The sequence below is a fragment of the Nocardioides sp. P86 genome, assembly GCF_023712465.1.
GTDB lineage: Bacteria > Actinomycetota > Actinomycetes > Propionibacteriales > Nocardioidaceae > Nocardioides > Nocardioides kribbensis.
The window spans coordinates 341,334-359,656 of record NZ_JAMAYE010000002.1 but is presented as its reverse complement, the minus strand read 5'-3'; the positions used below and the strand labels follow the sequence as shown (position 1 = coordinate 359,656).

Here is an 18,323-nt window from a genome sequence, read left to right as displayed (position 1 = left end):
GGGGCACGGTCATGCAACCCGATGTGTAACTCAGCGTCCACACATCGTGACGTGCCCCTCACAGGCTTCACTGCGAGGCCTGTCGACGCAAGGATGACCCTATGCAACCCACCACTCGTCGCGTCGCCGTCATCGGCGGCAACCGCATCCCCTTCGCCCGGTCCAACACGGTCTACTCCGACGCGTCGAACCAGGACATGCTCACCGCCGCCATCGACGGCCTTGTGACCCGCTTCGGCCTCGAGGGCGAGCGCCTCGGCGAGGTCGTGGCCGGAGCGGTGCTCAAGCACAGCCGCGACTTCAACCTCACCCGCGAGGCGGTGCTGGGCTCCAAGCTCTCACCCGAGACCCCCGCCACCGACATCCAGCAGGCCTGCGGCACCGGTCTCCAGGCGGCGATCCAGGTCGCGAACAAGATCGCCCTGGGCCAGATCGAGGTCGGTATCGCCGGTGGCTCCGACACCACCTCCGACGCGCCGATCGCCGTGGGGGAGGGACTGCGCAAGATCCTCCTCGAGGCCAACCGGGCCAAGGACCTCAAGGGTCGCCTCGCGGCCCTGGCCAAGGTGCGTCCCGGCGACCTCGTGCCGAGCATCCCCCAGAACGGCGAACCCCGCACCGGGCTGGCCATGGGTGACCACGCCGCGCTCACCGCGCTGGAGTGGCAGGTGGGTCGTGAGGAGCAGGACGCCCTCGCCGCGACCTCCCACCAGAACCTCGCCAAGGCCTACGAGGCCGGCTTCCTCGACGACCAGATCACCCCCTTCCGCGGGCTCGAGCGCGACCAGAACCTGCGCCCCGACTCCTCGGTGGAGAAGCTGGCCAAGCTCAAGCCGGTCTTCGGCAAGGGCGAGGCCGCGACGATGACCGCAGGCAACTCCACCCCGCTCACCGACGGCGCCTCGGTGGTGCTGCTCGCCTCGGAGGAGTGGGCCGAGGAGAAGGGCCTGCCCGTGCTGGCCTACCTCACGGCCTACGAGACCGCCGCGGTCGACTACGTGCACGGCGGCGAGGGTCTGTTGATGGCCCCCGCCTACGCGATGGCGCGCATGCTGCAGCGCGAGGGCCTGAGCCTGCAGGACTTCGACTTCTACGAGATCCACGAGGCGTTCGCCTCGCAGGTGCTCTCGACCCTCAAGGCCTGGGAGGACCCGGTCTTCTGCAAGGAGCGCCTGGGTCTCGACGCCCCGCTCGGCTCGATCGACCGCTCCAAGCTCAACGTCAACGGGTCCTCGCTCGCCGCGGGGCACCCGTTCGCCGCCACCGGCGGACGGATCGTCAACGTCCTCGCCAAGCTGCTCGCGGAGAAGGGCAGCGGTCGGGGAGTCATCTCGGTCTGCGCTGCCGGCGGTCAGGGCGTCACCGCGATCCTCGAGCGCCCCTGAGTCTCTGCCGCACACCCACCAGGCCCGTCCGACGAACGTCGGGCGGGCCTGGTGCGTCGGGACCGGGTGTCCTAGACGCCGAGGGACGCCATGGCCAGCGCAGAGGCGACGAGGTACTGACGCACCTGCTCCGGCGAGATCTCACCGACGGTGGGGATGCCCGGCGCCGCCTCCTTGACGAGGATCCCGACCCGCGCGAGCTGCAGGGCGCCGAGGCCGCTGGCGTACAGAGTGTTGGCCAGCAGGGTCGGGTCGCCGACACCGAACGCCCCGCGTCTGGTGCCGTCCTCCAGGACCGTGGAGAGCACGGCCAGGCACGTCGAGATGCCCCGGCCGAGGCGGAAGAGGGCACCCTCGGAGATCTCGTCGAGGAGCTCGGGGCCGGAGCGCCGCATGAGGGCCTGGGCGCAGTCGACGAAGGCCGGGTGGGCCAGCCCGTAGTCGACGAAGGCGCCGACGATCAGCTGCAGACGCTCCCGCGGCTCCTCGGCCGAGGCAGCGGCGGCCTGGAGCGCGGCATGGAGCTCCTCGAGGTAGCCCACCAGCGTGAGGGCGAAGAGCTCCTCCTTGCCGGTGAAGTGGCGGTAGACGATCGCTCGGTTGATGCCGACGGCCTTGGCGATGTCCTCGATCTGGGCGTCGCGCACCCCGCGCTGGTCGAAGAGCGCGCGGGTCGCCGCGATGATCTCCTTCTCGCGGGCGCGCCGGCGCGCAGCCGCGGCGGATCGCCGTCCGTCCGTCTCTGAGGCAGTGACCATCCCCGTATCGTACGACTGGTGCAACTCGCAGTTGCACGGCTGTGACGGGACCGTCAGTCCTCGTCGTGCGGTGGTTCCGGATCTGGTCGGGCACCTGCGGCGCGGCGGCGGGTCCTGCCCCAGCTCGATGGCGTGGCGTGTGCGCTGGACCGGTCCTCCGAGGCGTCGTGCGGGCCCGGCCCGTCGCCGGACGTGGAGGATGCGCGCGAGCCGGTCTCCGACAGACCTGTCGGTGGGAGGAACTCCGGTCGGCCGTCCGAGCCCGTCCGCACCTGCCACGGTGTGTCGTGGATGGTGCGGTGGTGGTGGCCGCAGAGCAGGGCCAGGTTGCCCAGGGCGGTGGGGCCGCCGTCGGCCCAATGCTCGACGTGGTGGGCGTGGCACATCACCGGGGGACGTCCGCAGCCGGGGAAGGCGCAGTGCGTGTCGCGAGCCACCAGGGCGCGCCACAGCGAGGCTGAGACCACGCGCGCCTCGCGGCCCAGGTCGAGCACGGCGGACTCTGAGCCGAGGACGGCGGGGATGACGGTGGCGTCGCACGCCATCCGCCGCACCGTGCCGGCGCTCAGCGTGAGGCCGTCGTCGGTCTCCCCGCCGCGCGTGGCGCCGGCGGCGTCCCGCAGCTGCTCCCAGGGGATCGTGACGCTCACGCGGGCGCGCTCGCCGTGCGATCCGGGCACCGCGTCGGTGTCGAGCGCGTGTTGCGCCACCTGCACCAGGGCGTCCCAGGTGCGGGCGCCGTGGTCCCGGGGGTCGCTGAGCCGCTCACCGGTCTGCGGGTCGACCGACGGGGCCGGGGCGGAGAGCGGCAGCAGCGCCTGCCGCAGGACCGCGGCGTCCTCGGCGCTGCCGCGCCCACGGACCCTGACCCCGCCCGCGCCGTCGTCGCTGATCGACAGGAACCGACGGCGGTGGGACGCGCGGGCCAGACGGTCGCGCTGGCGCTCGCGCTCCCGCGCGGCGCGCCCGGGGTCCACCTCGTCGACCACGCGTACGGCGGCCCGCGCGAGGTCGGTCGCGTGGAGGTGGTCGGCCTTCTCCAGCAGCGAGGTCTCGGCCCGCGTGCGCAGGGCGGTCTCGGCGGGCAGCTCCTCGACGGCGTCGATCACGAGGGCGGCCTGCTCGGGGCTGACGGTGCCGGCGACGAGGGCGGCCAGCGTGGCCGCCCGGTCGCCGACCAGCTCGTGGGCGTGGGCGACGGCCTGGCGACCCTGGGAGACCCGGAGACCCGCGACGTGGGTCAGCCAGTCGGCGGTGGAGCCCCAGCCCAGGCTGCGTCGGGCGAGGTCGCGACGATCGATCTCCACGAGGGCCCGCGCCTCGGCGGCCCGCAGTGCCGACCGGGCCGCGACGAGGTCGAGGGCGCTCGCCAGCAGGTCGTCGTCGCCGAGCACGTCCCAGGGCGCGTCGGCTAGGGCGCCGAGGGCGGCCCGTGCTCGCGCGGCGAGGGTCTCGGGTGGCCGCGTCGCGGCCGAGGTGAGGGCGGTCATGGACATGGCCACAGCCAACCGTCCACGCCGCCCGCGGGGGCCGGTGGTGGGTGCACCTGGGGAGCATCGACGCCACGACCGCGGCTGTGGACGCGTCGTGGTCAGCGGAGGAGGCCGACACGGAGGTGTGCCGGGCTCGGTGGGGGTCGGGGCTTCTTCCTCGTGCGTCGCCGGGTCAGGGGGCGGTGGAGAGCTCGACCTCGAAGGTCGTGGCCCTCGCGAACTCGTCCAGCGAGGTGAGGCCGATCGTCGTCGCCGCTCCGGACTCCACCAGGGACAGGCCGGTCAGCGTGCCCAGCCTCTGCTGCCCGCCGACGACCGTGACCTCGACGCGGACGTCGGCAGCGTCCTCGCCGTCGTTCGTGACGCGGATCGAGCCCGTGAAGTACCCGAGCGACTGCTCGTTGGTGACCCTCAGGTCGGTCCAGGAGTAGCGCCCCGCGTCGCCGCCGGAGGCCGAGCGCAGCCCGTCGGCCCCGACCGTGTCGGTCGTGGTGACCTCCTCGACGTCGGTCGGGTCCCGGTCGGCCCCGCCCCCGGCGGGCGCCGTGCACCCGCCGCTCAGGAGGACGGCGCCGACGAGGCCCGCCGCCACCACGGTGGGAGGCATCCTCATGCTGTCTGCTCCTGGAGTGAGGCGGTCGGTGAGTCACGACCGTAGCGACACCACCTCAGGGCCCGGTCGACCCGCTCGACCCTCGACCGCCCGCCCGCCCGCCCGCATCGCACCGGGACCGGCACCGGGACCGGTCACACGACCGCTCACACGACCGCTCTCGTCGTGTCGTGGCCGGCGCGCAGCCGGGTCCGGTCGCTCGTGCGCCGCCCCTCAACGGAAGTGTGCCCGCACGGCGGCGATCGTGTCGGCCTGCTCGGGGCCCTTGTCGTCGCGGTAGCGCACGACCCGGGCGAAGCGCAGCGCCAGCCCACCGGGGTAGCGGGTCGAGCGCTGCACGCCGTCGAGCGCGATCTCGACGACCTGCTCGGGGCGCACGTGGACCACGTGGCCCTCGCGGTGGGTCTCGAGGCCCAGGAACCGCTCGGTCTGCCAGGCCAGCGTCTCGTCGGTCATGCCCTTGAAGGTCTTGCCCAGCATCACGAAACCGCCGGCGCCGTCGGCGGCGCCGAGGTGGATGTTCGACAGCAGGCCCGTGCGGCGACCCGAGCCCCACTCCGCGGCGAGCACGACGAGGTCGAGGGTGTGCACCGGCTTGACCTTGACCCAGCCCGCGCCGCGGCGGCCCGCGTCGTAGGAGGACGACAGCGACTTCACCACCACGCCCTCGTGGCCGGCGGCGACGACCTCGGCGGCGAAGTCCTGGGCCTGCCGCTCGGACGGGCCCGCGAGACGGGCCACCCGGTGCTCGGCGGGCACGAGCGCGTCGAGCGCGGCGAGGCGGGTCTCGAGGGGCTCGTCGAGGAGGTCGCGGCCGTCGAGGTGGAGGATGTCGAAGAAGTACGGGGTGACGTGGAGCCCGTCGTCGCTGGCGCCCTGCGCCGTGCGCGAGGCGGTGTCCTGGAACGCGCGCGGTCGACCGTGCTCGTCGAGGGAGAGGGCCTCGCCGTCGAGGACCACGCTCTCGGCGTCGAGGGCGAGGGTCACGGCGACGACCTCGGGCAGCCGGTGGGTGATGTCGTCGAGGGAGCGGGTCGCGATGACGACCTCCTCGCCGCGGCGGTGCACCTGCACCCGGATGCCGTCGAGCTTGGTGTCGACGACCACGCCACCACCCACGGCTCCGGCCTTGACCAGGCCCGCCGCCACGTCCGGCGCCGAGGAGGCGAGCATGGGCAGCACCGGCCGCCCCACCTCGAGCCCGAAGCCGGCCAACGCGTCGGTGCCCCCGGTGAGGGCGGCCACCCCGGCGGCCACGGTCGAGCCCGCCAGCATCGCCGCGCGGCGCACGTCGGCGACCGGCACCTGCGCCACGGCGGCCACAGCCTCCTGCACGACGGCGTCGAGCGCGCCCTGCCGCACCTCGCCGGTGACGGCCCCGCGCAGCCAGGCCTGCTCGGCGGCGTCGGCGCGCCCGAAGAGGTCGGCCACGGCGGCGGCGCGAGCCGACTGCGAGCCCGGGCCCGCGAGCGCCGACAGCGCCGTGAAGGCCCGGTCGACCTCGACCACGTCGAGCCCCGCCGTCTCGGCGGGCGGCGGCAGGTCGGCGACCGACCGCCACCCGAGACCGGTGCGACGCTGGCGCAGGGAGCCGGCGAGGTAGGTGACCACGACGTCGACCTCGTCGGGCCGGGCGTGGTCGAGCCGGCGCAGGAGTGCGGCCAGGGCCTCGACCTTCGCCTTGCGGGAGCGGGTCGCGGCCACCGCCTCGGAGGTGGCGACGACGTCGGCGAGCAGCATCCCCCCATTGTGGCGACCCCCACCGACACCGCCTCACCCCGACGAGGGCCCGCGGGTCGACGTCCCTCGGTCCGGGGGTGCACCGTCGGCGCCCTGGCGTAGCGTCGTGCCCGTGAGCGAGTCGTCGGCGACCAGCGGCGGGCAGGTCAGGGTGTGGCGCCCGGCGTGGGCCTGTCCGGCGGCGCGGGTGCTGCGGCTGCACAAGCGCGGCGGCGGCGACCCGACCTACCGCATCGACGGTGAGCGGCACTGGCGCGGCATCCGCACCCCGGAGGGGCCCGCCACCCTGCTGGTGCACCCCCGCCCGGGCCTGGGCGAGGTGCACGCCGAGGCGTGGGGGCCCGGGGCGTCCTGGGCCCTGGAGTCGGTGCCGGCGATGCTGGGCGCCGACGACGACTGGTCCGGTTTCGAGCCCCGCCACCCCGTCGTGGCCGAGGCCCGCCGCCTCCACCCCGACCTGCGCCTGGGCCGCACCGGCCTGGTCATGGAGGCGCTGGTGCCGGCGATCCTGGAGCAGAAGGTCACCGGCCAGGAGGCGTTCGCGGGCTTCCGGATGCTCGTCCACCGCTTCGGTGAGCGCGCGCCGGGTCCGGGGGAGCAGCTGCGGCTGTGGGTGCAGCCGCCACCGGAGCGGCTGCGCACCATCGCCTCGTGGGAGTGGCTCCAGCTGCACGTCGATCCCCAGCGCTCGCGCACCCTGGTCACGGCCGCGCGCGTGGCCGACGCCCTCGAGCGCACGGCCACCCTCGCCCCCGAGGAGGCCGACCGGCGGCTCCGGACCTTGCCCGGCATCGGGGTGTGGACGAGCGCGGAGGTCCGCCAGCGCGCCCACGGCGATCCCGACGCCGTCTCCTTCGGGGACTACCACGTGGCCAAGGACGTCGGGTGGGCGCTGACGGGCGAGCCGTTCGACGACGAGGCGATGGCGGCCTACCTCGAGCCGTGGCGTCCCCACCGGGGGCGGGTGCCGATGCTGCTGGGGGCGGCCGGCCTCCACCGGCCGCGCCGCGGCGCGAAGATGGCGCCGCGCACCCACCTGCCCTCCCGCGTCACCCGCCCCTGAGCGGTGGGGTGTGCCGCCGCGGCGGGCGGAGAGGTCAGCCGGCCAGGCGCTCCAGCGCGTCCTGGTCGATGACGGTGATGGTGCGCTGGCGCACCTCGATGACGCCGCGACGCGAGAGCGAGGCCAGGGCCTTGTTGACCGTCTCGCGCGCCGAGCCCACGAGCTGGGCGAGCTCCTCCTGGGTGAGCTGGTGCTCGACCCTGAGGTGGCCCTCGTCGGTGGTGGTGCCGAACTTCGAGGCCAGGTGGCGCACGGTGCGAGCCACGCGGCTCGGCACGTCGGCGAAGGCGAGGTCGGAGACGGTGTCGTTGGAGCGGCGCAGCCGGCGGGCGAGGTCCTGCAGCAGCGCCACCGCGATCGCCGGGTCGCGCTCGAGCTCGCGGTCGAAGACGTCCCGCTCCAGCTCCAGCAGGTGTGCGCGGGTGATGGCGGTGACCGTGGCGCCGCGCTCGCGGCCGTCGAGCAGGGCCATCTCGCCCAGCATCTCGCCGGGGCCCACCACCGCCAGGATGGTCGGGCGCTCGTCGCGGTTGGCGCGGGTGACCTTCAGCGCGCCCTCACGCACGAGGTACATCGTCTCGTGCCGGTCGCCCTGGGCGAACAGCGTGGCGCCGCGCTCCACGACGACCTCGGTCATCAGGGGAAGCAGGGCCGCGACGGCGCCGAGGTCGTCCGGTGTGGTGGGGCCGGGGTCGAGCGGGGTCACGGATCCTCCGAGAGGCAGGGAGTCGGGCACGTCACCACATGATCGGACACGACGGGGGGTCGAGGCGAGCGGACGCCGGATGAGGTACGCCACTCCCGCTCGCCGGCGCCTGGCCCCGGGGGCCCGACGCGCCGGTCCGCGGGGTCCCAGGACGGTTGCTGCGACTCCGTGTCACACTCACGTGAGCCGAGTCACACCTGCCGGAGGACCGATGAGCACCGACCTCGACCTGCTGCGCACCGCCGACCGCGAGTCCGCCGCCGCCTTCTTCGCCGCGGCCCCCGCCGAGGGTCTGGTCGCCGCGGTCGCCGCGACGCCCGACGACCGGCTCGTCGAGCTCCTCGGGCGCCCCCAGGTCCGCGCCGCCGCCGTCACCGGCATCCTGCGACGCCTCGACGAGTACGCCGACCCCGCGCGGCTGGGCGACCTCAAGGGCTCGGTCCGCTTCGAGCTGGCCACCAGCGACGGCGGGGTCGAGACGCGGGGCCTGGCCTTCGCCGACGGGGTCATCGAGCCCCTCGTGGAGGCGTCCGCCCTCGGGGCGGACCCCGCGGGGGCCGACGTCGTCCTGCGCAGCACCCTGCTGCGCTTCGCCCGGCTCGTCACCGGCCAGGGCAACGCGGCCCTCGACTACCTCGCGGGCCACCTCGAGGTCGAGGGCGACGCGATGCTGGCGCTGGGCGTGGGTGGCCTGTTCCGGGTGCCCGGCCACGACGAGGTGGCCGTCGACCCCACCGCCCTCGACCCGGTCGAGGTCGCCACGGCGGTCGCGGAGGCGAGCACCGACCACCTGCGCTCGGTCATGGCCGGCGGCTTCCGACCGGTCGTGCTCGACGAGGTCTTCCGCCGCCTGCCCGACTTCGTCGACGCCCGCCGCTTCTCGCGGCTGCGCGTCGCCGTCGGCTTCCGCCTGGCGCCCAGCGGCGACCTCCCGGCCGACCGCTACCTGGTGCGCATCGACCGTGGGCACACCACCGTGGAGCGCACCGAGACCGGCGACGACGGTCGGGACGGTCGTGACGCCACCATCGTGTGCGAGGCCCACGACTTCCTGCGCCTGGCCACGGGCCAGCTCAGCGTCATGACCGGCGTGCTCCGCGGCCAGCTGAAGGTCCGCGGCGACCGGGCCAAGGCGCTGCAGCTCGCCGGGGCCATCGACTTCCCGAGGGCCACCCCGCAGCGCGCCCGGCGCTGAGGCCCGACCAGCCCGGACCGGAGCAGCCCGGACCGGAGCACCGGTCCCGAGCGGTCGAGCCGGCGGAGCGGCGCGCCTCAGAGCAGGGGGCGCAGCGGGCGCAGCACGAGCTCGGTGAACTTGCGGTGCAGGTCGCGTGCCTCCCACTCGCCACGGGTGAGCTCGAGGCTGTTGGACTCGTCGACCATCCAGATCTCCTCCAGCGTCTTGGCCAGCGACTCGTCGATGACCTCGACGTTGACCTCGTAGTTGCCCGAGAGGCTCAGCCGGTCGATGTTGGCGGTGCCGACCGTGGTCCACGTGCCGTCGACGGTGGCGGTCTTGGCGTGCACCATCGCGTCGCGGAAGCGGAAGATGCGCACCCCGGCGTCGAGCAGCTGGGAGAAGTAGCCGCGCGAGATCCAGTCGGCCACGATGTGGTTGGACTTCAGCGGCACCAGCAGGCGCACGTCGACCCCGCGGCGCGCGGCGGCCCGCAGGGCGTCGACGAAGTCCTGGTCGGGAATGAAGTAGGCCTGCGTCATCCACACGTTGCGGCTGGCGCGGTTGATGGCCTCGAGGTACATCGACCGGATGGGGAACATCCACAGCCGCGGCACGTTGCGCTGGATCCGGATCCGGGGCTCCCACACCGAGCTGGTCTCCAGCAGCAGCGGCCGCTCGCTCACGCCGATGAGGCGACGGCGGTTGAGGTTCCAGAAGTCGGCGAAGGCACGCTGCAGGTCCCACACGCCGGGGCCGGTGATCCGCACGTGGGTGTCGCGCCACTCGGTCTCGTAGGCGTCGCCGATGTTGTAGCCGCCCACGAAGCCGACCGTGCTGTCGACGACCAGGATCTTGCGGTGGTCACGGCCGTAGCGGCGGACGTCGAAGAAGCGCCAGCCGGCGGCGTAGACGGGGTAGCGCAGCACCTTGACCTGGCGGGGGAAGCGCTTGAAGACGGGGGAGACGACCAGGTTGGCGAACCCGTCGTAGATGCAGTAGACGTCGACGCCGCGGTCGGCGGCCGCGACGAGCGCGTGCTTGAACCGCTCGCCGGTCTGGTCGCCCTTCCAGATGTAGGTCTCGAAGAGGATCTGCCGCTCGGCGCCCTCGATGGCCGCGAGCATGTCCTCGTAGAGGTCCTGGCCGTAGGTGTAGGTCGTCACCGCGCCGTCGCCGATGTCCACCGTGCGCGGCGGCGTGGTCGGGAAGGGCTTGGGGTGCTTGCCGCGGCGGCGGTAGGAGTCGACCAGCGACATCGCGACCGCGATGACCAGGGGCACGCCGAAGACGCTCAGCAGGGTCCGGCGCAGCATGGTGACCACACGGTCGGCGACGCTCGGCGGTCGCGGTCTCACGGGGACAACCTAGCGTCACGGTGGGGACTGTCGGTGGCCGGTCGTAGGCTCGCAGCATGCGACCCGTCACCGATCTCGAGCGCCGCGTGGCCCCCTTCAAGGTCGTCTCCGACTACGAGCCCTCCGGAGACCAGCCGACCGCCATCAAGGAGATCACCCGCCGCATCGACGACGGGGTCGAGGACGTCGTCCTGCTCGGTGCCACCGGCACGGGCAAGACGGCCACCGTGGCCTGGGTGGCCGAGCAGGTGCAGCGCCCCATGCTGGTGCTCCAGCCCAACAAGACGCTGGCCGCGCAGTTCGCCAACGAGCTGCGCCAGCTCTTCCCCGACAACGCGGTCGAGTACTTCGTGAGCTACTACGACTACTACCAGCCCGAGGCCTACGTGCCGCAGACCGACACCTACATCGAGAAGGACTCCTCGATCAACGAGGAGGTCGAGCGGCTGCGGCACTCGGCCACCAACTCGCTGCTGACCCGACGCGACGTCATCGTGGTCTCGACGGTCTCCTGCATCTACGGCCTCGGCACCCCGCAGGAGTACGTCGACCGCATGCTGCGGCTCAAGGTCGGCGAGGAGCGCGACCGCGACTCGATCCTGCGCCAGCTGGTGGAGATCCAGTACACCCGCAACGACATGTCCTTCACCCGGGGCACCTTCCGGGTGCGCGGCGACACCCTCGAGATCTTCCCGGTCTACGAGGAGCACGCGATCCGCATCGAGTTCTTCGGCGACGAGATCGAGCGGCTCATGAGCCTGCACGCCGTCACCGGCGAGGTGCTCACCGAGGACACCGAGCTCTACGTCTTCCCCGCGACCCACTACGTCGCCGGCCCCGAGCGCATGGAGCGGGCCATCAAGGGCATCGAGCTGGAGCTGGAGGACCAGCTCGCCGCCTTCGAGAAGCAGGGCAAGCTGCTCGAGGCCCAGCGGCTGCGCATGCGCACGACCTACGACGTCGAGATGATGCGCCAGGTCGGGTCCTGCTCCGGCATCGAGAACTACTCGATGCACATGGACGGGCGCACCCACGGCTCGGCGCCCAACTGCCTGCTCGACTACTTCCCCGAGGACTACCTCCTCGTCGTCGACGAGTCCCACGTGGCGGTGCCGCAGATCGGTGGCATGTACGAGGGCGACATGTCGCGCAAGCGCAACCTCGTCGACCACGGCTTCCGCCTCCCCAGCGCCATGGACAACCGACCGCTGCGGTGGGAGGAGTTCCTGGAGCGGATCGGTCAGACGATCTACCTCTCCGCGACCCCGGGCGACTACGAGCTGGACAAGGTCGGCGGCGACACCGTCGAGCAGATCATCCGTCCGACCGGCCTCATCGACCCCGAGGTGGTGGTCAAGCCCACGAAGGGCCAGATCGACGACCTCATCCACGAGATCCGGCTGCGGGCGGAGAAGGACGAGCGGGTCCTGGTCACCACGCTGACCAAGAAGATGTCGGAGGACCTCACCGACTACCTCCTCGACGCCGGCATCCGCACCCGCTACCTCCACTCCGAGATCGACACCCTCAAGCGCATCGAGCTGCTGCGCGACCTGCGCCTGGGCGACTACGACGTGCTGGTCGGCATCAACCTGCTGCGCGAGGGCCTCGACCTGCCCGAGGTGTCGCTCGTCTCGATCCTCGACGCCGACAAGGAGGGCTTCCTGCGCTCCGACAAGTCGCTCATCCAGACCATCGGCCGAGCAGCGCGCAACGTGTCGGGCCAGGTGCACATGTACGCCGACAAGATCACCCCCTCGATGGAGATGGCGATCGAGGAGACCAACCGTCGCCGCGACAAGCAGATCGCCTACAACAAGGCCCATGGCGTCGACCCGATGCCGTTGCGCAAGAAGATCGCCGACATCACCGAGATGCTCGCTCGCGAGGACGAGAACACCCAGGCGCTGCTCGAGACCTGGGCCGGCACGGCCGCCAAGGGACGCGCCGGCGGTGTGAAGGTCCGTCAGCCCACCCCGGTGCTGGGGGAGAAGGCCGCCGGGACCCACGCCCCCGACGTCTCGGGCATGCCCAGCGCCGACCTCGCCCAGCTCATCCAGGACCTCACCGAGCAGATGCGCACGGCGGCGGCCGAGCTGCAGTTCGAGGTCGCGGCCCGCATGCGCGACGAGATCTCCGACCTCAAGAAGGAGCTGCGGCAGATGATGGAGGCCACCAAGTGAGCCTGGCGGGCCCCGACGCGGCGGCGGTCGTGCGCGAGGTGCAGGTGACCCTCGACGCCGCCGACCCGCACGGGCTGGCCGGCTTCTGGCGCGCCGTGCTGGGCTACGTCGACGACGAGCCGCCCGCCGGGTTCGACACGTGGGAGGCGGCCCTGGAGGCCTGGGGCGTGCCGCCCGAGGAGCGGGATCGGGCCTGGGCCGTCCACGACCCCACCGGCAGCGGCCCGCGACTGTTCTTCCAGCGGGTGCCCGAGGCGAAGACCACGAAGAACCGCGTGCACCTCGACGTGCGGGCCGCGCCGGGTCTCAGCGGCGAGACGCGCATGGCCGCGCTCGAGGCCGAGTGCGAGCGCCTGGTCGCCCTGGGCGGCAGCCGGCTGCGGCGTGTGGACGCCGACGGCGCCGACGAGGGCATCATCGTGATGGCCGACCCCGAGGGCAACGAGTTCTGCCTCGACTGAGGCCCGGCCCCTGCCCCGACCACTGCTCCGACCACTGCTCCGACCACTGCTCCCAGCACCGGTCCGTCCGGCGCCCGACCCCTGGTGCGGCGCCGACCTCGCGCGGGAGCAGGATGGGGGAGTGAACCCGACCGTCGAGCCCACGCTCCGCGCGGCCCTCCCGGTGTGGACCGTCGGCCTGCTGATCTACCTGCTGGCGGTGTTCCACCGCTCCTCCCTGGCGGTCGCCGGCCTGGCCGCGACCGAGCGCTTCGACATCTCCGCGGCCCAGCTGGCCACCTTCACGATGCTGCAGCTGCTCGTCTACGCCGCGATGCAGGTGCCGGTCGGGCTGCTCGTCGACCGGTTCGGCTCGCGCAGCGTGCTGCTGACCGGCGCCGTCGTGCTCTCCGCGGCCCAGGCCGGCTTCGCACTGGCCGAGACCTACCCGCTGGCGCTGCTGGCGCGCTTCTTCGTCGGTCTCGGCGACGCCATGACCTTCATCTGCGTGCTGCGCACCCTCGCGATGTGGTTCGCCCCGCGACGCATCCCGCTCATCACCCAGCTGACCGGCACGCTCGGCCAGGTCGGCGCCATCGGGGCGGCGGTGCCCATGACCTGGGCGCTCTCGACGGTGGGCTGGACGCGGGCCTACCTGTTCACGGCCTCCCTGGGCGTCATCCTGGCCCTCGTCGGCCTGGTCGTGCTGCGCGACACCCCCGACGCGCGCAACCTGCGCGGCGCCGCCCTGTCGCCGAGCGCCGTGCGGCGCAGCCTGGCCGCCTCGTGGGCCCACCCGGGCACGCGCCTGGGCTTCTGGATCCACTTCTCGACCCAGTTCAGCGCGACCACCCTGAGCCTGCTGTGGGGCTACCCGTTCTTCGTGCGCGGCGAGGGGCGCACGCCCACCGAGGCGGGCGTCCTGCTGACGTTGCTCGTCGTCGCCGTGGTCACCGGCGGGCCGGTGCTCGGCTGGCTCGTGGGTCACCACCCCTGGCACCGCTCGACCATGGCCCTCGTGGTGGTCACGGCGATCGCCGCCACCTGGACCGTCGTGCTGGCCTGGCCGGGGGAGGCGCCGTTCGGCGTGCTGGTCGTGCTGGCCCTGGTCTGCGGGGTGGGCGGTCCGGCCTCGATGATCGGCTTCGACGTGGGGCGCACCTCCAACCCCGCCGAGCGGCTGGCCAGCTCCACCGGCATCATCAACGTGGGCGGCTTCCTCGCCAGCCTGCTGCTGGTCGTGGCCATCGGTCTGGTGCTCGACTGGCGCACCCCGGGCGCGAGCACCTCCTACACCCCGGAGGCCTTCCGGTGGGCGATGGCGCTGCAGTACCTCCTGTGGGGCCTCGGGCTGGTGCAGATCACCCGCTACCGCCTCCGGGCCCGCCGCGTCATCGACCGCGAGGCCCTCCAGGCCGGGGTGCTGCCGTGAGCGAGGAGCGGGCGCCGCTGACCGACGACGGTCACCACGTGGTCATCGACGGGCGCCGCTGGCGTGCGACCGACCCGATGGTGCCCGAGGAGCGACGGGCCGAGCTCCAGCGGGTGCTCATGGCGTGGCGCCGCGACGTCAGGCGCACCCGCGGCACCGCGGAGGAGAAGCGCTCGCGCGCCGGCGTCCAGGCCGCCAAGGTCGCGCTCGGCGAGCGGGGCGAGCCGTGGTGGGAGCAGAGCGACGCCGAGCGACGTGCCCGCTGGGAGGCCGACGTGCCCACGCCCGACTGAGCGTGTGCCCCCGGCGCGAGGGCGCTGCTACCGCGACGACGGGCCGGCGTCGGGGCGCAGCCAGCGCGCCAGCAGGGGCGTGAGCAGCAGGATCACCACGAGCCGCAGCACCTGCACGGCCAGGACGTAGGTGACGTCGGCGCCGCTGTCGGCCGCCGTGGCCAGCACCGCGAAGAGCCCGCCCGGGGTGGTCGCGAGGTAGGCGGTGAGCCCGTCGACCTCCGTGGCGCGTGCCAGCACCACGCCCATCGCGGCGGTCGAGACCACGAGACCCGCGATGAGCACCAGCACGACCGGCAGCATCCTGGCGATGGAGCGCAGGCTCTCGCGGGTGAAGCGCAGCCCGACCTGCACGCCGATCAGCAGGTAGCCCACCCACTGCACCACCACCGGTACGCCGGCAGCGCCGAGCCACCCGGTGGCGGCGAGCACCGCCGCGACCAGCATCGGCCAGAGCAGCACGCCCGTCGGCACGGGCAGCGCGCGGGCCAGGGCCAGCCCGAGCACGAGCGACACCAGCACGAAGCCGGTCTCGGCGGCCAGCGCACCGTCGCTGCCCGCGGCACCCGTGACGCCGGCGTCGCGGGGCCCGCCCGCCCCGCCCGCGGGGGCGAAGACGACGCTGGTGACCAGCGGCATCGCCAGCAGCACGACGAGCACCCGCAGGTACTGCACGACGGTCACCACGCGCTCGTCGGCGCCCAGGTCGCGCGCCACGGCGACGATGCCCGACGCGCCGCCGGCGATGAGGGCGAAGGCGCCGGTGACGGGGGAGACGTCGCGCCGCAGCGCCAGCAACCGCCCGGCGCCGAGACTGAGGGCGAGGGTGCCGAGGGTGACCAGGGCGATGGGCAGCAGGTCGCGACCCGCCTGCTGGAGCGCGGCCACGCTCACCATGGCCCCGATGGTGACGCCGATGACGCCCTGCCCGATGCGGAAGGCAGCCGGCGGCACCCCCAGCTCGGTCGGGGAGGTCAGGGCGTGCGCCATGCCGCCCACCAGCGCCCCGAACAGCACCGGCGAGGGCAGCCCGAGCGCGCCGAGCCCGAGGCTGACGGCCGCGGTGAAGACGAGCACCAGCACGGCGGCCCGCGGGGCCGACCGCGGCCGTCCGGGCCCGGGGGCGGCGCTCAGCGGGGGATCACCGAGAACAGCACCTGGCGCTTGACCATGGCCCAGATGGCCAGCACCACCACGGTGTGGATCAGGGTGCCCTGCCAGAAGCCCGTGCGGTCCAGCCCGGGCACGTTGGCCACGGCCAGGGCGAAGAAGACGTGGACGATGAAGACGTAGAGGCTGGCCTGCCCCATCGGGATCCACAGCCAGCCGATGGCCTTGTCGATGGGCTTCCAGCAGGTGGTGAGCACCGCGAAGGCCACGACCACCACGAGCACCAGGTCGATGAGCCGCCCGGGCTGGAGGAAGACGCGGATGTAGAAGTTCTCCAGCAGCCAGGCGTAGCTGTCGGCGGGCAGCGGGGCCGGGGCGAGGCCGCCGTGGGCGTTGCCCCACCACACCCAGGCCAGCACGGCGGCGTAGCCCACCACGAAGGCCGCGGTCGCGAGCTTCCCGGGCCGGGTCGTGAGCACCCGGGTGATCTGGCGCCGGTAGTAGCCCACGACCAGGCCGTGGGTGAAGGCGACCTGCCAGATGAGCAGGGGGAAGACCGCCTCGAACTGCGAGGGCAGCCAGTGCGGGTCGTCGATGGTGGCGTAGACGTAGCCCGCCCACGACACCGCGAGGACCACCCACCACATCCGGCGCCGGATCAGCCACATCAGCGCCGGCAGCAGCAGGCTGAGCACGACGAAGAGGCCCATGATGTTGAAGACCCACGGCCCCATCTCGAGCAGCAGCAGCTGGCGGATCGCGTAGCCGGGCGGCGGGTAGTCGAAGAGCCGCGGGAAGTTCGCGTAGAGGTCGTAGACCTGCCCGGCGACGGCGCCGCCGTTCTCACCCGTGCCGCGGTCGGTGAAGGTGGTGATGTCGGAGGCGTCGACCAGGGGGAGGCGGCCGAGCAGGTAGACGAGGACGACGACCACCAGGGCCACAACGTACTGCTTGCGGGCGCGCTTGAGCATGACGACGGCCGTGGCGCGCTCGCCGAGCTTGCGCACGGTCGGCTCGTAGATCATGCCCAGCACGACCCCGGAGAGCAGCACGAACATCTCGGCGCCGGTGATCGCCCCGATGGCCTTGAGCGACACGAACGAGTACGGGCTGTTGAGCTCGATGTGGGTGACCACCACGGTGATGATGATCATGCCGCGCAGCAGGTCGAGCCGACGGTCGCGCGGGTCGTGCTCGTCGGGGTAGCGCCACGACGGGAGGAAGCGGCCGGCGAACCCGGCGAAGAGGAACAGCGCCGCCAGCAGCACGGCGCACAGCACGATCCAGTCCAGCTCGTTGCCCAGGTCGGTGCCGAGCACGCGACCCTGGGCGCTGGCGGTGTTGGCGGTCTCGAGGTCGAGCACGTTGGTGACCGGCCCCAGGTCGACGCCGGCGGCGCCCAGGTCCTCGCGCAGCGGGCGACCCAGGCCGTCGACCGTGGCGCGCCAGTCGACGGTGCGCCCGCCCGCCTCGTCCTCGGGGCGCTCGACCTCCAGCCAGGTGAGCGCCGCCACGAGGGGGCGCTCGGGCAGGGCGGCGAGCACCTGGCGCCACCAGTCCTGCTTGACCTCGCGGGACCCGGCGCCGCCGGCCTCGGGCACCCACAGCGCCGCGGTGTCGAGCAGCACGGGGGTGTCGCCGGGCGTGGCGAAGCGGTCGTAGAACGACTCGCGGGAGGTGTCGTCGGCGTAGCCCCACGTCTCGTCGAGACGGGCCTCGAAGGAGCCGGCGGCCGGCACCTCGTTGACCCCGTCGGGGCCGGCGGGCTCGGTCTCGGTGCCGCCGAAGGAGAACAGCGACAGCCCGACCCAGTCGACGGCGTCGTCGCCGGGGTAGTAGGGCGCGTAGGGGTCGTCGGCCTCGTCGAGGGTCCCGTCGCCGTCGGTGTCGAGCACGTCGACCTCGACCTGCCCCGAGGGGTCCACCGCGCGGGCCGACCCGCCGAAGGGGTAGCCCGCTCCGTAGGAGGGCGACCAGACCATCGCGGCGTGCTCGGTGGCCCCGTGCACGGCGTCGGCGACGGTGCGGAAGGCCTCGACGTACGCCGTCGGCTGCTGGCCCCAGGGGGTCCAGGTGCCGTTCATCTCCGGGGCGAAGCGCACGAGCACGTAGCTGTCGTAGGCGCGGTGGAGGTCGACCAGCGCGTCGGCCAGGTCAGCGGCGTCGTCGGTGCCGAGGTCGGCCAGGGCCTCGTCGGGCTCCAGGGTCAGCACCGCCACGGCGCCCTGCGTCGCCGCCTGCTCCCCGAACTGGCGCAGGTACGTCGTGTCCTCGGCCCCCAGCGGGTAGGACACCCGCTGGGAGTACAGCGACGGCGTCGCGCCGAGACGGCGGGAGTAGTCGGCCGGGAGGTCCTGGGCCCAGTCCAGCGTCGGACCGAACCACGGTGCTCCCGCAGCCGGGGCGGGCACGGGGTCGTCGTCGCGCCCGGCCGACGTGCTGGCTCCGGCGGCCCGGGGCAGGAGCAGACCCGCCAGGAGGCACGAGAGGAGGCAGACCGCCACGGCGGAGAGGACGGCGCGGAGCGCGGCGGCGGGCCGTCGCCCGCCCGGGGGGAGGGGGGTCATGGGGG

General features: G+C 73.4%; 15 protein-coding genes. 7 read left to right on the top strand and 8 right to left on the bottom strand.

Features of this window, described 5'->3' with window-relative positions:
• Positions 1-101: 101 nt before the first annotated feature.
• Positions 102-1,385 (top strand): acetyl-CoA C-acetyltransferase, encoded by a 1,284-nt coding sequence (locus M3673_RS09260; RefSeq protein ID WP_228942092.1) that lies wholly within the window; start codon positions 102-104, stop codon positions 1,383-1,385.
• Positions 1,386-1,456: 71 nt separating this feature from the next.
• On the opposite strand, the gene M3673_RS09255 is transcribed toward M3673_RS09260, so the two are convergent.
• From M3673_RS09255 to M3673_RS09240, 4 genes are all read right to left on the bottom strand, one after another.
• A complete protein-coding gene (locus tag M3673_RS09255) occupies positions 1,457-2,143 on the bottom strand; it encodes a TetR/AcrR family transcriptional regulator (protein WP_056864302.1) in 687 nt (228 codons plus the stop codon).
• A gap of 53 nt (positions 2,144-2,196) precedes the next feature.
• Positions 2,197-3,639, bottom strand: coding sequence for an HNH endonuclease signature motif containing protein (locus M3673_RS09250; RefSeq protein ID WP_251533137.1), 1,443 nt, complete (start codon positions 3,637-3,639; stop codon positions 2,197-2,199).
• Positions 3,640-3,808: 169 nt separating this feature from the next.
• Positions 3,809-4,249: a hypothetical protein gene (locus M3673_RS09245; protein WP_251533135.1), complete on the bottom strand. Its 441-nt coding sequence runs from the start codon at positions 4,247-4,249 to the stop codon at positions 3,809-3,811.
• Between the two features lie 213 nt (positions 4,250-4,462).
• Positions 4,463-5,989 (bottom strand): ATP-dependent DNA ligase, encoded by a 1,527-nt coding sequence (locus tag M3673_RS09240; RefSeq protein WP_251533133.1) that lies wholly within the window; start codon positions 5,987-5,989, stop codon positions 4,463-4,465.
• 112 nt (positions 5,990-6,101) lie between these two features.
• Here M3673_RS09240 and M3673_RS09235 point away from each other — a divergent pair, with 112 nt between their 5' ends.
• Positions 6,102-7,052: a DNA-3-methyladenine glycosylase gene (locus M3673_RS09235; protein ID WP_228942088.1), complete on the top strand. Its 951-nt coding sequence runs from the start codon at positions 6,102-6,104 to the stop codon at positions 7,050-7,052.
• A gap of 34 nt (positions 7,053-7,086) precedes the next feature.
• Here M3673_RS09235 and M3673_RS09230 read toward each other — a convergent pair whose 3' ends face one another.
• Complete coding sequence (locus tag M3673_RS09230) at positions 7,087-7,758, bottom strand: Crp/Fnr family transcriptional regulator (protein ID WP_056864307.1); 672 nt, start codon at positions 7,756-7,758, stop codon at positions 7,087-7,089.
• Between the two features lie 211 nt (positions 7,759-7,969).
• On the opposite strand from M3673_RS09230, the gene M3673_RS09225 reads away from it, so the two are divergent.
• The gene (locus M3673_RS09225; protein ID WP_251533131.1) at positions 7,970-8,953 is read left to right on the top strand and encodes an SCP2 sterol-binding domain-containing protein; all 984 of its coding nucleotides are present in this window, start codon (positions 7,970-7,972) and stop codon (positions 8,951-8,953) included.
• 77 nt (positions 8,954-9,030) lie between these two features.
• Here the strand turns inward: M3673_RS09225 and M3673_RS09220 are convergent, their stop codons facing one another.
• Entirely contained in the window at positions 9,031-10,293 is a 1,263-nt protein-coding gene (locus M3673_RS09220; protein WP_308196123.1) for a phospholipase D-like domain-containing protein, read from the bottom strand.
• A gap of 56 nt (positions 10,294-10,349) precedes the next feature.
• On the opposite strand from M3673_RS09220, the gene uvrB reads away from it, so the two are divergent.
• The 4 genes from uvrB (at position 10,350) to M3673_RS09200 (ending at position 14,641) form a co-directional block, all read left to right on the top strand.
• A complete protein-coding gene (uvrB, locus tag M3673_RS09215) occupies positions 10,350-12,476 on the top strand; it encodes an excinuclease ABC subunit UvrB (RefSeq protein ID WP_251533129.1) in 2,127 nt (708 codons plus the stop codon).
• Positions 12,473-12,937, top strand: coding sequence for a VOC family protein (locus M3673_RS09210; RefSeq protein ID WP_251533127.1), 465 nt, complete (start codon positions 12,473-12,475; stop codon positions 12,935-12,937). Before uvrB ends, M3673_RS09210 begins: the two co-directional genes overlap by 4 nt.
• A gap of 121 nt (positions 12,938-13,058) precedes the next feature.
• Positions 13,059-14,348, top strand: coding sequence for a nitrate/nitrite transporter (locus M3673_RS09205; protein WP_235557587.1), 1,290 nt, complete (start codon positions 13,059-13,061; stop codon positions 14,346-14,348).
• Positions 14,345-14,641 carry a hypothetical protein gene (locus tag M3673_RS09200; protein ID WP_056864310.1) on the top strand — a complete coding sequence of 99 codons (297 nt, stop codon included), beginning with the start codon at positions 14,345-14,347 and terminating at the stop codon, positions 14,639-14,641. The genes M3673_RS09205 and M3673_RS09200 overlap by 4 nt, the downstream gene beginning before the upstream one ends.
• Positions 14,642-14,668: 27 nt before the next feature.
• On the opposite strand, the gene M3673_RS09195 is transcribed toward M3673_RS09200, so the two are convergent.
• Complete coding sequence (locus tag M3673_RS09195; RefSeq protein WP_251533125.1) at positions 14,669-15,724, bottom strand: AbrB family transcriptional regulator; 1,056 nt, start codon at positions 15,722-15,724, stop codon at positions 14,669-14,671.
• Positions 15,725-15,771: 47 nt separating this feature from the next.
• Complete coding sequence (gene opgC / locus M3673_RS09190) at positions 15,772-18,318, bottom strand: OpgC domain-containing protein (protein WP_251533123.1); 2,547 nt, start codon at positions 18,316-18,318, stop codon at positions 15,772-15,774.
• Between the last annotated feature and the right edge of the window lie 5 nt (positions 18,319-18,323).